The organism is Pseudomonas sp. Pseu.R1, assembly GCF_045764065.1.
Classification (GTDB): Bacteria; Pseudomonadota; Gammaproteobacteria; order Pseudomonadales; family Pseudomonadaceae; genus Aquipseudomonas.
This window is the reverse complement of sequence record NZ_JBJGEE020000001.1, coordinates 2,058,968-2,073,425: the sequence shown is the minus strand read 5'-3', so window position 1 is coordinate 2,073,425 and position 14,458 is coordinate 2,058,968. Positions and strand designations below refer to the sequence as shown.

Sequence of the window (14,458 nt, the reverse complement as noted above, 5' to 3'; positions counted from 1 at the left end):
TCAACTTCTCAAAAGCGGTTGCAGTAATCTGGGAGGAAATCCTGCGTGTGCTCCAAAAGTCAGAGCGGATCTATCCAGTGCCCACTGCTGAATTCAGCAAACTCAACGAATCAACGCATAAGGTTGGGTAATTGCACGGACTTGACCACCTGTTTGCATTCGACTTGACTATCAAATAACACGCTAGTCAGTGGGAAAAAACATGTCGATTTGAGTCCCGAGTCGCTACATGAAATCTGCAAGCGTTCGCACAGTCGGTAAAGGCGTGAGATTTGAGCGCTAACGCGAACACGATTGATGACCTAGTTGTTGGCGCCGAAGTCGAATTGACTCAGTTGCCGAGATATCACTGACCCGATCTGATTCCTCGCGAAACATTACCCTTACTGGATTTGTACCGATATGGAGGTGCGTCAGCACGTGCGTCAATTCGGCGTTGGCGTTAACAGAGAGCGAGAGAGATGGCAATTTTGTCCGGTGAGCGCGGATCTGTAGCGGTGATTGTGTGTCACACCACCCATCCAACCACTCAAATCATTCACTTCACTCACAGGGCCTGTTCGAAGATTTCGACAAATGCCTTGACCAGCGGGCTGCGCTCGCGTTTGCGCGTCAATACCAACAAGGGGGCGGTGGCCCCGGGTTCGGCCAAGGGTCGATAGGTCACGCCGCGCTTGACCAGGGTCTGGGTGCACTGGGGCACCACGGCGACGCCACGGCCTGCGGCGACCAGAGCGATGATCGAGGTGATCTGCTTGCCCTTCGGCGCGGGCAGGGGGGTCAGCGCCTGGCGCCGATATAGTGCCTCGATGATCTCGTTCAATCCGGAACCGTAGTCGGTCGGGAAGGCGATCAACGGGTAGGCGCTCAGCTCGGTGAGTGTCACCTGTTCTTGCCGGGCGAGCGGGCTGTCACTGGCAATGGCCGCGACCAGAGGCTCGTTGTCCAGGCAGATGGTTTGAATCCCGGTATCTTCGGCGGACGGCTGCATACGACTCATGCCGATATCCAGACGTCCCTCGATGAGCTGTGACCATTGGGTGCTGGACGCGCCTTCTTCCACGGTCAGTTGCACATCTGGATACGCCGAGCAGAAGGCCTGAATGGCCTGGCTGAAGATGTCCGACAGCGCAATCGAACTGGCGTAGCCCACCGCCAGATGACCAGCGGAACCCGCCGCCAGCTTACTGGTGATGCTCGCCGTCAGATCGACTTGCTCCAGCACCGCCCGGGCGTAGGGCAGAAAGTGCCGGCCCTCGGAGGTAAGCATGACGTTGCGGGTGCTGCGATCGAACAGGCGAAAGCCCAGTTCCGCCTCCAGTGCCGAAATCTGCCGAGTCAGTGGCGGCTGGGCAATGTGCAGGCGTGCCGCGGCACGGCCAAAGTGCAACTCGTCGCTGACGATTAGGAAGTAGCGCAGGCGGTGGAGGTCAATCATGGTCATCCTTGAGGTATCAATCGGTCAGAAATAGGTATTGGATCCATTCGGCGGCCTATTTTATAAAGTTGTTAAAAAATATTACAAATAATCGTGGGAATCATCGTGTGAGTTGTCCTCGAGTTGCCGTGTTTTTGGCTGGGTGCGCCGCTTTTATCAACCTATATGTCACTCAAGGACTGCTCAACGAGTTGGCCGCGGCGTTTCACATTTCCGCTAGGCAAGCGAGCTGGAGCATTACCGTCACCACCTTGGCGGTTGCAATCACCGCCCCCTTTGTCGGCCGGTTGACTGCGCGGGGCGAGCAGCACCGGGTCATCGCCGTGGCCGCGATATCGCTGGCATTGCCTGCGGTGATGGCGGCCTGCTCGGGCAGTTTCAGCGAGCTGCTGCTCTGGCGAGCGGTGCAAGGCATGCTGATTCCGGTGGTGTTTGCCACCAGCGTTGCCTACATCGGCGTGCGCTGGAGCGGCGGGACCGTGACGGAAATAACCAGCCTGTATATCGCCGGCACGGTTCTGGGCGGCTTTAGCGGACGCTTTTTGTCCGGTCTGGTGACCGAGTTCGATAACTGGCGCTTGGCGCTGGCAGTGCTGGCCGGCTTGAATCTGCTCATCGGCTTGGGGATTTTCCTGTTGTTGCCGCGCAACCTTCGTTCACCCGTACAAACACCTGTCGATCGCCAGGCAATGCGCAGCGAATTGCTAAGCAGGCCGTTGCTGGCCACCTACACCGTGGGTTTCTGCGTGCTGTTCGCCCAGGTCGCGATGTTTACCTATGTCGGCTTACACCTGAGTCGGGCGCCATTTGCGCTGGGCACCGCTGCGCTCGGTTCGATTTATGCGGTGTTCCTGCTGGCACTGGTGGTGGTGCCGATCGCCGGGCGCATGAGCAAGGCCCGGCCTCGCAGTGAATTGGTGAGGGTGGCGGCATGGCTGGGCGCCACCGGCTCGGTGCTGACCCTGTGGCCATCCTTGTGGCTGATCGTTGTCGGTCTGGCACTCAGTTGCACCGGCGTGTTTCTCGCCCAGTCCGCGGCCAATGCCTTTATCACCGCCCATGCCCGGCAAAACAAGGCCGGCGCCGTGGGCGTGTATCTGACCTGCTACTACCTGGGCGGCAGCTCCGGCGCGTTTGTGCCTGGCGTGTTGTGGGAGCAATGGGGCTGGCCTGGCTGTATCGCGTTGATCGCGGTTTTCCAGTTGCTGCCGCTGCTGATCGTGCGGGGTGGTTGGAAGTATTCCTCATTGCCGTCATCGCCGCTCCCGCGCCTGTGAATGTGCGTGAAATCATCATCCAACAAGGAAAAAAGTGAGATGACCGTGAGTAACATGCTGACGCTGCAAAGCCAGTTGTTGAACGTGATAGAACCGGTGCTGGAGCTGATGCCGGTCGGGGTTCTGAAGCAAGCGTTGGTGGATGCGTTTCGCAGCCAGGAATCGGAACTGCTGGACATCGAAAGTACGTTCCAGATGCTCACCTCGCGCCGCCATGCTGCACCGCAGTTGCGCAAGTTCTTTGGCAGTTGGTCGAAAACCAACAACTCGGCCGTCAGTGTGTCCGGTTTGGCCAACCGCATCACGCTGCTGGCGCGCTCCGAGCAGTGGGGCGAAGCGGCGCAAACGCTCTACCGGGTCTGCGGCAGCCTGCAACGGATCACCGACGAAGACCTCGGCGCACTGAGCAACACGCTGCATTCCGAGCTTTTTTACAACATGGCAACGCCAATCTGCGGTGACGATGAGTGGCTGCTGAAAAACAACTGCCTGCCGTCGGCGCAGTCCTTCAAGGACTGGACGGACGCGCGACGCCTGCGTGACCGCGACCTGTTGCAGGGGCTGTTGGTCACCCTGGTTCACGAGGTCTACACCCACGGTGAAGTGGAGTTCATCCATCCGCTGTTCAAGCAATGGTTTGAACGCGACATGGGCGTGCCGTCCGCGAAGGTACGGGCCACTGTTGCCTGGGTCACCGTGCACACCGGCGGCACCGAAAGCAATCACTTCGCCCACGCGGTTACAGCGGTCGAGGAGCTCGTCGATGTCATGGGCATCGCGGTGGTCAAATCCGCCGCCCAGGAAATCTTCGGCCAATACCTGCAGCGCAAGGCTGCAGTGATGCGTGAGTGCGGCCAATACCTGGGCTGACAGACAACGACCTGAACAGCGCTTGGCAAAGTATTAATAACGACGGAATCGGTATTGGCCTGTACTTTAGGTTTTTATCAAGATACTGAAGCTCCGGATCCGGAGTGGATTTGATGTGCCTGAAGTTGGAGATTTACAAACTATGGAAGATTGCAAGGAAAGCCGTATGCAGCTCATTGTTTTTTGCCCGCCGAAAATTCTTCTCCAGCACTCTGCCGCGAGCTGGTCTGCCGCGCTTGGCCAGGGGGGCATGCTGTTGAGCTGCGCCTCACGATCTCAAGAGATTGCGGCGCATCTGGGCCATACCGTCCGCTTCCAACTCTTCGACAACTTTAACGACAGCGCGCTGGTCGAGATCGATGTCCATGAGCTTGCACAGGAGCTCCATGCGCCGCTGTGTGTGGCGCTGGCCGAGATTGATGTGCTGCGGGTGGCGCGCATCAATGATCGGCTCGGGGTTACGCTGGATGCCGAGGATCGCGCCTCGTTTTACCGGGACAAGTTCCTGATGAAACAACGCGCCAGGGACTGCGGGTTTGCCATCGCCGAAATGGCATCGATCAGCAATGCCACGGAAGCGGTTCGCTTCAGCGAGCGCTTCGGTTTCCCGGTGGTCATCAAGCCTCGCGATGGCCGCGGCTCGAACGGCGTGGAGGTGCTCGACGACGCGCAGCAGCTGCGGGAATGGCTGGCCGAGCGCACTTCAAGCACTTTCCACAATCTGATGATCGAGAGCTATGTACGTGGCAGCCATTACATCGTCAATGGCCTGTACATCGATGGCCGTCCGATCCTGGTTTCACCGGTTCGGGTCATGACCTCGGCGCTGGATTTCCTCGGCGGCAAATCACATGACCTGCACATGCTCGACGCCGACAACCCTATGCGCGACAGGCTGGTTCGCTATGCGCGTTCGCTGGTCGAAGATGTGCTGCCATCCGATCCGACCATGCTGTTTCATCTCGAACTTTTCGTGGATGGAAATGACGAGATCGTCCTCTGCGAAATCGCCTCGCGGTTGGGTGGGGTGTTCTTCAATCAGGAGCTAACCCACGCCTGGGGCATTGATCCGCGGATGAGCTTCCTGCGCGCGCTGCATGATCCGTTCTACCGCCCTGAGCCAATGGCCGCGCCGCTGCGGATGGTCGGGCATATCAGCATCCCGCCACGGGTCGGTCTGCTGCGCGACGTCCCGCAAATCTGCACGCTCGACGGTGTCTTGGAGTACCGAATTTCCGCCAAAAAGATGACCTCCTATGGCGGCATGGAATTCACCAACTCGGAAATCCTCAACGCCATCGTGGCAGGCCAGGATGAGGCCGAGTTGCGCGACAAGCTGCATCAGGTCGAAGCCTGGTTCCACGAGAGTTGCGACTGGTCGGGCAGCGAAATCGCCGCCGTGATATAGACCTTACCGCACACCCTTTCGACATTAATTGAGCTGACCTTCCTGAGCTGGACGGAATCGTCACGCCTGCAGAAAAGTGGATATCCAATGAAGAATGTGTTCGAAAGCCTTATCCCGATTCCCGTGGCGGCCCTGGGCGCATGGCTCGGTTACATGACTGGGCTTCCGCTTGGTGAGCTGATCGGTGCGATCTGTCTGGTCACAGCGCTCAGCAAAATGGGCGTGCACATGCGCATGCCATATCCGTTCGTGGCCACCGTGCAGTTGCTGCTCGGGGTCAGTGTTGGCTCCATCGTCACCGCCTCGATGATGCATGAACTTACGGATTTCAACATTCTGGTCGGTCTGCTCATCTGCATGACCACGCAGATTTTCGTCGGCTACAACTGGCTGCGACGCATGGAGCGCTGGGGGCACATAGAAAGCCTGCTCGGGTCCATTCCCGGCGCAATGGCAGCGGTGATGACGGTCTCGGGAGAGGAGGGCCCGGCCTCCGGGCGCATTGCGTTCGTGCACATTGTCCGTTTACTCGCGCTGTTGCTGGTGGTGACGATCATTGCCGGTGGGCACTCCGAAAGCGCAGCGCCGGTGCTGGGCTCGTTTGATGATTACCTTGGCGTGATCCCTCCGGCGATCGCGGCTGTGATCGCCGGTTATCTGCTGGAACGCTTCGATGTTCCGGCGCCTTACATGTTGACCGGGCTGATTTGCTCAGCCGCAGTCAACGTCGGTTTTCCTCAAGTCCATCTGCATGTTCCCGATCCGCTGGCGATCGTTGCGCTGATCTTGCTCGGCGGCCTAATCGGCATTCGCCTCAAGGACATCACGCTCAAGGATTTCGTGCGCTACATCCGCGCCGGTCTGGTGGTTACCGCCCTGACGTTCTGCACGACACTGCTGGTTGCCTTCGCGTTCAGCAAGCTGACCGGCAAGCCGTTCCTTTCGCTGTTCATGTCGTGGGTTCCTGGCGGTGTTGAGGTGATGACCGCAGCGGCTTTGCTGCTCAAGCTCGATCCTGCCTTCGTGATGCTCAATCACGTGGTGCGGATGTCGATCATCCATATTTCGCCGGCGTTCCTGCCCAAACGGCTGCTGCAGGAAAACCCGCAGCCTGAACAGTAATTGCTGCAAAAAACTTCGAATGTCAAGGATTTGATCTCGATGAGTATTGCTATTCACGACCCAACGCTGCGCGACGGAAATCATGCCGTCTCCCATTCGCTGAGCCTGGAGGATATTGCCTCCTACTGCCAGGCGGTCGATGGCTGCGGCCTCAGCGTTGTAGAAGTCGGCCACGGAAATGGCCTGGGTGCGTCCTCCCTGCAACTCGGACTTGCGCGCTACAAAGACAGCGAGATGCTCGAAACGGCGCGAGCCAACCTAGCGCATTCCAGACTCGGCATCCATATGATTCCCGGGTTTGCCAGGCTGAGCGACATCGATACCGCACTGCAGATCGGCGTCGACGTGCTGCGCATCGCGTCCCATTGCACCGAGGCCAGCGTGACCGAGAGCTACATCGAACATGCACGGGCTAAGGGCGCGTACGTCCAGGGCGTGCTGATGATGACTCACATGGCCAGCCCCGAGACGCTGCTCGAAGAAGCATTGAAGCAGCAGGGCTATGGCGCCAATGCCTTGGTTCTAATGGATTCGGCGGGGCACTTTGACCCGGACAGCACTCGCGAAAAGATCGGCCTGCTGGTCAGGGAGCTCGCCATTCCCGTGGGTTTCCATGGTCACAACAATCTTGGCCTGGCGGTCGCCAACTCGCTGGCTGCCGTCCAAGCCGGGGCGACCATCATTGACGGCTGCATGCGCGGGTTCGGCGCGGGTGCCGGCAACACCCAGCTGGAGGTGCTGTGCGCGGTGCTCGAGCGCTATAAGTTCGAGACCGGAGTGAAGGTCTTTGACCTTTGCCGCGCCGTCGAGAGCCTTGAGGGTTTCGCGCCGGTCAGGACTCCTACGGTGGTGAAGACTGCCAATCTGATCAGCGGCCTCTACGGCGTTTGCAGCGGGTTCGAGAAGCACGTTACGCGCGCGGCGGCGGAATTTCGCGTCGAACCGCGAAAAATCTATGAAGAGCTTGCGCGATGCAACGCCGTGGCCGGCCAGGAAGACCTGATCATCTCGGTGGCCAGCCGCCTTTCTCAACCCGTCGTCGCCTGACTCTGGAGCTGAAAAAATGACTTTGAAAACCGCCATCATCGGCAGTGGCAATATCGGCTGCGACATCCTGTGCAAGGTGCTCGCCCATCCGGATCTGGATTGCACGCTGGTTGCCGGTCGCTCCCTGCACTCATCCGGCCTTGCATTCGCCCGTGAGCGCGGGGTCGCCACCACCGCGGAAGGCATCGACGGCCTGTTTGCCCGGATCAACGAATTTGATCTGGTGTTTGATGCCACCTCGGCGGCCGACCATGAAGCCCACGCACCGCGCCTGGTCGAGGCCGGGAAAGCGATCATCAACCTGACCCCGGCCTCTCTGGGCGCGTTGTGCGTGCCGTCCCTCAACGGAGTGGAGCTGAGCGAGGCTAGCAATATCAACATGATCACCTGTGGTGGCCAGGCTTCCATCCCGCTTGCGGCCGCAATCGCCCGGGCTAATCCGGGCGTGCGCTACATCGAAGTGGTGTCCTCAATCAGCGCCGAAAGCGCCGGCCCGGCTACTCGGCGAAACCTGAGCAACTACATCACGACCACCGAGAATGCGCTGAGCCATTTCACCGGTTGCAAGGACGTCAAGGCGATCCTCAACATCAATCCGGCTAAGCCGAATGTCTTTATGCAGACCGCGGTTTCGGCGCTAATCGAGACGGTTGATCTGGCCGCCACCCGCCGTGAAGTGGAGCGTGCCCTGACCCAGGTGCAGTCTGCTGTGCCTGGGTATCAGGTGATCGTAGATCTGCATTACAGCGAAGGACGCTTGTTCACCATGGTGCGTGTTGAAGGGGCAGGAGACTTTCTCGATCCAAGCGCCGGCAACCTCGACATCATCACTACGACCGCAACCCACATGGCCGCGCTCATGGCCCGAGGGCGCGTGACCGAACGCGCAGCCTGACTCAGCGTAACGGAGAGACTTTTATGCCTACTCTTTCGCCAGATCTCGAATTTGCACGGTTTTGCCCGATTCTGGGTGTCGTTCAGAAGATCAGGGAAACGCTGCATCCAGTGATCGATCTCGGTGTCGGTGTGCCGGGTTTTCTTCCGGCGCCACATATCGTCGAGGCGGCCGTCAAGGCTGCCTGCGAACACACGGGCGGGTATGGCTCGAGCCGCGGAGATGAAGCGCTGCTGGCGGCGTATCTGGGTTACCTGCATGGACAGGGGTTCACCCACTATCGCGAGCAGAATCTGGTGGCCGGCCTCGGCGCCAAGCACCTGTTGTTCAGTGTGCTACGCGCGATCATCCGCCCCGGCGACGAGATACTCGTATCCACCCCTTGCTGGCCGACCTATTTCGACATTGCCGATCTGGTCGGGGCGGGCGTGATCAACGTCACCTGCTCGGCGCAAACCGATTTCAAGATGACGGCCCAATCTCTTGAAGATGCCTTGTCCGACAAGGTGCGGGTGGTCATGCTGAACTCGCCGGGCAACCCTACCGGCGCCGTGTATTCCGCCGAGGAACTCGCGGCGTTGGCAGAGGTGCTGCGTAAAAAGGATGTCTGGATCATTTCGGATGACGTCTACCAGCGATTCGTCTACGACATGGATAGTTGCCCCAGTCTGCTTTCAGTCGCACCGGATCTGAGCGACCGCATCATCAAGATTGACAGCGTATCCAAGTTCTATGGGATGCCGGGCTGGCGGGTCGGGCTGTTGGCGGCCAGTGAACGGATTGCCGCGGCAGTCACCACGCTCAATTCTAACTCGATCTCGAATATCCCACCGATCCCGGCGGCAGCGGCAGCGGCGGCCTTCAGCGGTGACCAGGCGTTCTCCTACGCAGCAAGAGACCGCTTGTACGGCCAGCGCCAGGCATTGCTCGCCACTTGCAGGGGGCGCCACACCTGAGGTTCTGCCAACCAGCGGGGGCGTTTTATCTGTTCATGGATATCAGCCAGACCCTGGGCAAATCCCTGCATGGCAGATTGATCGCCGATGACGAGGCATTTTGCGCCTTGCTGCTGGAGGAATACAGCGTCGCGCTGATTCCCGGCAGCTTTTTTGGCGCACCGGGTCATGCGCGATTGTCGTACTCCGGCGATGCCGAGCAGGTCAGGTCCGGGGCCGCGCGCTTGAGAACGTTCCTGTCCGCCATTTCGTGACTACCGGTCTAGCAGGGGCGAGGTTTGGCGACGCTGAAGTGTCCTGATTCGGCTAACCGCGAGCTGCTCTGCGTTCTTCTGGAACGGGGAGTGGCTGGCCACGCCACGTCTGCTGCCGGGCCAATGCACACGTAAGGGAAGCGGTTCAATATAAGGAAATACCTTGATGAAATATGCTTTTGCAATCGTCGGCTGCGGCGCGACGGCTATCGCATTCCTGCAACGTCACCTGGATCGCGTCGCTGCATGCAGCGCACCGGCCGGGACCATTTACCTCTTCGAAAAACGCGATGACTTCGGGCGCGGCGCGGCTTATGAGGCTGATCTGCAGAGCAATATCCTCAATACCAAGACCGGTTTCATTACGCCCTATCCGCATCTCCCTGGTCATTTCCAGCGTTGGTTGGAGGATCATCCCGGGGTGTGGCGGCATGCCTTTCCCGAGTTTCGTCCGACACCGGAGAGCTTTGCTCCGCGGGCTTTGTTCGGCATTTACCTGCAGGACCAGATCAAGAAAATCGTATTGCGTGGCGCCTCGCTCGGCTGCCAATTGGTGATGATGAATGCCGAGGTCTGCGCTATCGATGTGATTGACGGAATGGAGACCGTGCGGACGCGATGCGGGCTGAGTATCGCCACGCACAAGGTCTTGCTGTTCTGCGGGCCGTTGGCCAAAAAAATTGATCCCGAAAAGCAGGACGAGCGTGTCCTGGCGACACCCTATCCAGTTGCGCGCCTGCTGAAGACAATTTCCCCGGACGAGCGGGTGGCCGTAATCGGTGCGCGGTTGAGCGCCATCGACACGGTGATCGCGCTAATCGAAGGCGGGCATCGCGAGTTGATTCGCATGCATTCGCGCAGCGGCTATTTCCCCGTGGTTCGCGGAACCCAAGAGCGCGTCGAGCTCAAGCACCTGACCCGCGAGGGTGTTCGCGCGCTGGTCGCGCAAAACGGGCCGTTACAGATCAGTGATCTGGTCGCACTGTTTCGCAAGGAACTGGCCGCCCACGACCCGGCCTCGACAAGTGCCGTGATCCCTCTGCCAGCACCGCCGGCCGACGTCATCAGCTTCATCGAGAACGAGATCAATGTCTCGCAGGCTCCGCGTATCTGGCAGGCCATCCTCTATGCAACCAACGGCTTCATCGAACACCTTTGGCAGGCGCTGGACGACACTGCACAAGCCAGGTTCATGAGCGAGTATTTCAGCTTCTTCATGGCTTACCGCGTCTCCATCCCGGCGGAAAACGCGCGCAAAATTCTCGGTTACCTGCGAAGCGGCCAGCTGGAGTTCGTCCCCGGTGCGTTCGCCGGGCCCGAGCCGGTTGATGTGCCGGGACTGAGCATTCGCGGGGCTGGCTGGGAGCATGTCTATGATCGGGTGATTTACGCAACTGGCTTTCCTCGAGATGCGAACCTCATTGAGTCGACCTTGCTGGGATCGCTGATCAAGAGCGGCACGGCCACCTGTCATCCGATGGGGGGAATCTCCGTCGACCCGGATACCTACCGCATTCAGGGCCGGACAGGCTCGGCACGGCAGATTTATGCGGTCGGCGAGCTAACCGTGGGGCAGTTCTTTTTCACCTCTGCGCTGGAAATCAACGGGCGACACGCCTTCTGTTGCGCGGACGCGATGCAATGGCGCGAAGAAACGCACAGGGTTGAGCGCGTGGAAGAGCATGTCTGAAAAACAGGGGCGCGGCAGCTCATAGCTTTCAGGTGCGGCATTGAATTCACCTGATTCGAGTTGTATAGGCCCTAATCAGGATTATCGGTCACCTACGCAACAACTTGAGAGGAAAAGGTGCAGGGCATAGTATCTGGGGCTGTAATCGATGCTGCTGGTACTTGAGGTTCGCTCAAAGGCAGCTTGTACTTGAGAGCTTGGCGATCGTCAAAGTCTTGGATTACAGCCTCAAATGTTGGATAGCGCCACCCTGATCTCGATGACGGCTTCCTCTGATACTTCAACGGCCTTTTTATTGACTCGACAATGGCCGGGTAGGGCTCCGCCGCGCCACGATTGATCGTTATTGACTGACGACCAGAACCTGTTTGCGTAGCCTGTTGCTGCGCCTGGTAGTTGCGAGCCGTTTCGAACGACCATGAAAAAATGCCCAGTAATACTGAAACCTATGGGTTGCCCACTGGCTGATCTGATAATCAATGCCGGTTTGCTAGGGTGACGCAGAACAGATCTCAGAGCAAAAAGCCACCTCTGCCGTTCGGCCTAGGTGGCTTTTTTATTACTAGCACTAGATTGAAGCGTTCAGGTTAGGGTTCGTAAAATCCCCTCCGATTGCTTTGAAAAACTGAAGCTAACGGGGACAAATGACCCCTTGAGTCAAGTCATCGTGACATCGTGTCAGACCTTCGTGACAAGTGGGGCAGGATCCTTCGTTTTTCATCCAAGTCCAGACTGAGTTGCATTGATTTTTAAACAGATTTTCAGATGGGATGAGACTCGCTTTTTCAGAAAAGTTAGACTCTGTACAGAAAATTCTTATAGCCTCGGACTGGTCGGAACCGAGCAATGCTTAAAAAGCAATGCAGTGTTCAATTTCCTAGATTGAGTTGTATACGCGGTCGGGGGGGCGGCGCTAAGCCGGCGGATAATGGGGGAGGGTGCAGTGAGCCAAATGCGGAATACGTGGGTGTTACAGATCGTGCACTACCGATTAAACATCTTGTTTAATCGGAACCTTTCGAGGATATGCCGTCTCGCTGAGGCGATCAAAAGAAGCTCTAGTAATGAACGTGCCTTGTGGAAGGTCGGCTGGTATATTTGTTGACGTTTCAAGTACCCCGATTCGCCGCAGGTAAACGGCGATCCTTGGTACACTTAGTTTTTGATCTACCATAGCAGGTGTCATCGAATGAGCGAGTATCTCCCGACATTTCGCCGCATCTGATGGTGTAATATGTAACTTTTGATTTATTCTGATTGTAGGGATGAATTTTGAGCGAAGAAATACCGACCAAAAGCTCCGAACAGGAATATCTAGATCCGCTGCTGCCGTCTCGACGCTGAGCAACTCAACAATATTTAAATGGCTCCATTTGGTGCTCCCATTCCGGCCAGTGCTGGGGATTCGGACACCGTATTCACATAGCTCATTGAGCCTGTAGATTAGACAGCTGCTGTAGTCTTTCTGAGGAATACAAATGGGCTGTACTCCGAACTTAGACAAGATCTGCCGAATAAGCTTCACGTTAATATTGGTTATCTCTGCTGCCTCTACGCCGTTGACGTGTGTGTTCTTAAAGTTAACTACCTTGTCGAGACTGGCACACCGTAATTTGGTCGTGTTGCATTCTGGAGCAAGGTCGCCAAGTGCGATAAGGCGGAGCACTGTAGGGTGTGAAAGGTTTAAGCGCATAGAAGCTTCATGGCTGGTAATGAGACCGGATGGCAACTCATTCAGATTTTTAGCAAGTTTTTCTATATCGGAGCGGAGAAACAGTGGCTGAGTGCATCCTTTGACCTGTTTATATGTGACAGGATTAACACCCATTTCGATCAGATGCCTACTACAAAGGCGGTAATCTAACTTTAGGATTTTTCGGCATTGAGTAGGGAGAAGATAAGTGGCCGCGACGCGGTCGATATCCGTGTTTTTTAGGACGATCCGCCCCGTCGCGCTGGATCGATAGGGGAACAAAATTCCGGATTGAATGTAGTTGTAAATGTTCTCGTAATTGACTTTAAGTTTTTTTGCTGCGGCTGATACAGTGCAATAGCCAATTCGACTGGTGGTCGTAAATACCTCAAGCTTGGACAGGTCATAGCGTTGCTTCTCATTCACAGGAGAAGCTACAAAGTGATCGTTTAAAATGTTACCGGTAGCTTCTCGCTCGAAAATGGAGGAGCCTGAGTAATGCAAATGATTGATAGGGCGGAGGTCAAGTAGTTTAAGCTGGACAATGGTATCTTGCAGGCTTAGGCCTAACCTCCGCGATAACGCAGATGCCGACTCATAGCGCTGCATAAACATATGTAGTTCATCGGCCATTACGAAAATACCACGGTTCTCTCCGCGGATCTCGGTCAGGAAATTCTGGTGAATGAGATGGCGCATCGTGTTACGGGTAACGAGAGCAGCCTCCGCTGCTGAGTTGATGTCAATTTGATCAGATACGTCAGTAGAACTTTTATCAAAATCGCCGTTTAGTTGATTCAATAGTGGCATAAAATATCGATCAGATATCTGGCGTACACGGTCCCCTGGCCATGGAAGTCCAAAGTCCGTTGACAGTTTTTTAACTCTTTCATTGAGTGCCTAGAGATTCTTACCAACTGAGCCCGGCTCAGCTCGAATTCTGGAGGATCGACAAAAGATGGAGCTGGCAAGGATGGAGCGGGCGTATGATCCATCCTGAACTGCTCAAGCGAGGTTTTGATCACGGGCTCATTAATATGACGCAGCTTGGCTTGAATGTAAGAAAGAGGAATATGAGGGTATTTTTTGGTCTGATAGTGTAGATACTCATCAATATACTGTCGTTGACCTCGCATGATACCCGCCGCCGCATTCAGGACTACTTTTCTTTCTTCTGAATCGCCGCCTCGGTTATAACAATAGCCCAATTCTAATAACAGCATTTTAAGTTTGGATAGAGCTGAGCTATCCTGGTTTCTGATAGTTTCTAATAAGTAGCGTTCTGAGTACACGTCATCGTCGGAGCAGGCCTCGGAGACAAAAACATGGCCGCATGCGCAACGCCCATTGAGCGCGCTTATCCAGTATAGCTTATGGTGGCAGGCCGGGCATTCATGTATGTATCTGCGATGATGATAAGGGCAGCACTCTGTCAGGCTGATATCCTTGATGTAGCGTTCATGACGCTCATCCCAACATTGGGAGCAAAATGCTACAGGTCCTCTGCGTATAAACTTGCTAGGAACAATCGTCCCGTTGATTTCGAAAGGGCCATGTTTACCTTCCCGGACTAACGGGATGTAAAAGCCTGCAAGAAATCGCTGTGCATCCCTACCTGCCCGAGCCGCGATCCATTGCACCAACGGGGAACAAATGGTCATCTCCGATTTGTTGAGGTTGATCATGAAGGTGAAATCTTGGAGCTGGGCAGGACACTCACACCCATGCCCTAAAGCAAATCTTTTGAGGATACTGCTCGGACTTTCTTCCTCAAGGGGGTAAGGTAAGAAAATCATATCATCCATGAA

General features: G+C 56.5%; 10 protein-coding genes and 1 pseudogene. 8 read left to right on the top strand and 3 right to left on the bottom strand.

What is annotated here, in order from left to right; genetic code table 11:
• Nucleotides 1–547 precede the first annotated feature (547 nt).
• The gene (locus ACI5GA_RS09630; protein ID WP_421422652.1) at nt 548–1,438 is read right to left on the bottom strand and encodes a LysR family transcriptional regulator; all 891 of its coding nucleotides are present in this window, start codon (nt 1,436–1,438) and stop codon (nt 548–550) included.
• A 107-nt stretch (nt 1,439–1,545) separates the two neighbouring features.
• Between ACI5GA_RS09630 and ACI5GA_RS09625 the strand changes: the two genes are divergently transcribed.
• From ACI5GA_RS09625 to ACI5GA_RS09590, 8 genes and pseudogenes are all read left to right on the top strand, one after another.
• Nucleotides 1,546–2,715, top strand: a complete 1,170-nt coding sequence (locus tag ACI5GA_RS09625) for an MFS transporter (protein WP_421422651.1) — start codon at nt 1,546–1,548, stop codon at nt 2,713–2,715.
• Nucleotides 2,716–2,760: 45 nt separating this feature from the next.
• Nucleotides 2,761–3,585, top strand: coding sequence for a hypothetical protein (locus tag ACI5GA_RS09620; RefSeq protein WP_421425462.1), 825 nt, complete (start codon nt 2,761–2,763; stop codon nt 3,583–3,585).
• A 166-nt stretch (nt 3,586–3,751) separates the two neighbouring features.
• Nucleotides 3,752–4,993: an ATP-grasp domain-containing protein gene (locus ACI5GA_RS09615; protein ID WP_421422650.1), complete on the top strand. Its 1,242-nt coding sequence runs from the start codon at nt 3,752–3,754 to the stop codon at nt 4,991–4,993.
• An 87-nt stretch (nt 4,994–5,080) separates the two neighbouring features.
• Nucleotides 5,081–6,115 (top strand): AbrB family transcriptional regulator, encoded by a 1,035-nt coding sequence (locus tag ACI5GA_RS09610; protein ID WP_404640495.1) that lies wholly within the window; start codon nt 5,081–5,083, stop codon nt 6,113–6,115.
• 39 nt (nt 6,116–6,154) lie between these two features.
• Nucleotides 6,155–7,162 carry a 4-hydroxy-2-oxovalerate aldolase gene (gene dmpG / locus ACI5GA_RS09605; RefSeq protein ID WP_404640494.1) on the top strand — a complete coding sequence of 336 codons (1,008 nt, stop codon included), beginning with the start codon at nt 6,155–6,157 and terminating at the stop codon, nt 7,160–7,162.
• 16 nt (nt 7,163–7,178) lie between these two features.
• Nucleotides 7,179–8,057 (top strand): acetaldehyde dehydrogenase (acetylating), encoded by an 879-nt coding sequence (locus ACI5GA_RS09600; RefSeq protein ID WP_421422649.1) that lies wholly within the window; start codon nt 7,179–7,181, stop codon nt 8,055–8,057.
• 23 nt (nt 8,058–8,080) lie between these two features.
• Nucleotides 8,081–9,267 (top strand): annotated as a pseudogene (locus ACI5GA_RS09595) (pyridoxal phosphate-dependent aminotransferase).
• 166 nt (nt 9,268–9,433) lie between these two features.
• Nucleotides 9,434–10,957, top strand: coding sequence for an FAD/NAD(P)-binding protein (locus ACI5GA_RS09590; protein WP_421422648.1), 1,524 nt, complete (start codon nt 9,434–9,436; stop codon nt 10,955–10,957).
• 991 nt (nt 10,958–11,948) lie between these two features.
• Here ACI5GA_RS09590 and ACI5GA_RS09585 read toward each other — a convergent pair.
• Both ACI5GA_RS09585 and ACI5GA_RS09580 read right to left on the bottom strand, forming a co-directional pair.
• Nucleotides 11,949–13,460 carry a hypothetical protein gene (locus ACI5GA_RS09585; RefSeq protein WP_421422647.1) on the bottom strand — a complete coding sequence of 504 codons (1,512 nt, stop codon included), beginning with the start codon at nt 13,458–13,460 and terminating at the stop codon, nt 11,949–11,951.
• On the bottom strand, nt 13,448–14,455 hold the full coding sequence (locus ACI5GA_RS09580) for a TniQ family protein (protein ID WP_421422646.1): 1,008 nt from the start codon (nt 14,453–14,455) through the stop codon (nt 13,448–13,450). Before ACI5GA_RS09580 ends, ACI5GA_RS09585 begins: the two co-directional genes overlap by 13 nt.
• Nucleotides 14,456–14,458: the final 3 nt, after the last annotated feature.

What these genes read in the sequence shown, in the direction of transcription:
- dmpG (WP_404640494.1), top strand. Translation starts at nt 6,155, where the DNA reads ATGAGTATTGCTATTCACGACCCAACGCTGCGCGACGGAAATCATGCC.
- ACI5GA_RS09580 (WP_421422646.1), bottom strand. Translation starts at nt 14,455, where the DNA reads ATGGATGATATGATTTTCTTACCTTACCCCCTTGAGGAAGAAAGTCCG.
- ACI5GA_RS09615 (WP_421422650.1), top strand. Translation starts at nt 3,752, where the DNA reads ATGCAGCTCATTGTTTTTTGCCCGCCGAAAATTCTTCTCCAGCACTCT.
- ACI5GA_RS09585 (WP_421422647.1), bottom strand. Translation starts at nt 13,460, where the DNA reads ATGCCACTATTGAATCAACTAAACGGCGATTTTGATAAAAGTTCTACT.
- ACI5GA_RS09610 (WP_404640495.1), top strand. Translation starts at nt 5,081, where the DNA reads ATGAAGAATGTGTTCGAAAGCCTTATCCCGATTCCCGTGGCGGCCCTG.
- ACI5GA_RS09630 (WP_421422652.1), bottom strand. Translation starts at nt 1,438, where the DNA reads ATGATTGACCTCCACCGCCTGCGCTACTTCCTAATCGTCAGCGACGAG.
- ACI5GA_RS09600 (WP_421422649.1), top strand. Translation starts at nt 7,179, where the DNA reads ATGACTTTGAAAACCGCCATCATCGGCAGTGGCAATATCGGCTGCGAC.
- ACI5GA_RS09590 (WP_421422648.1), top strand. Translation starts at nt 9,434, where the DNA reads ATGAAATATGCTTTTGCAATCGTCGGCTGCGGCGCGACGGCTATCGCA.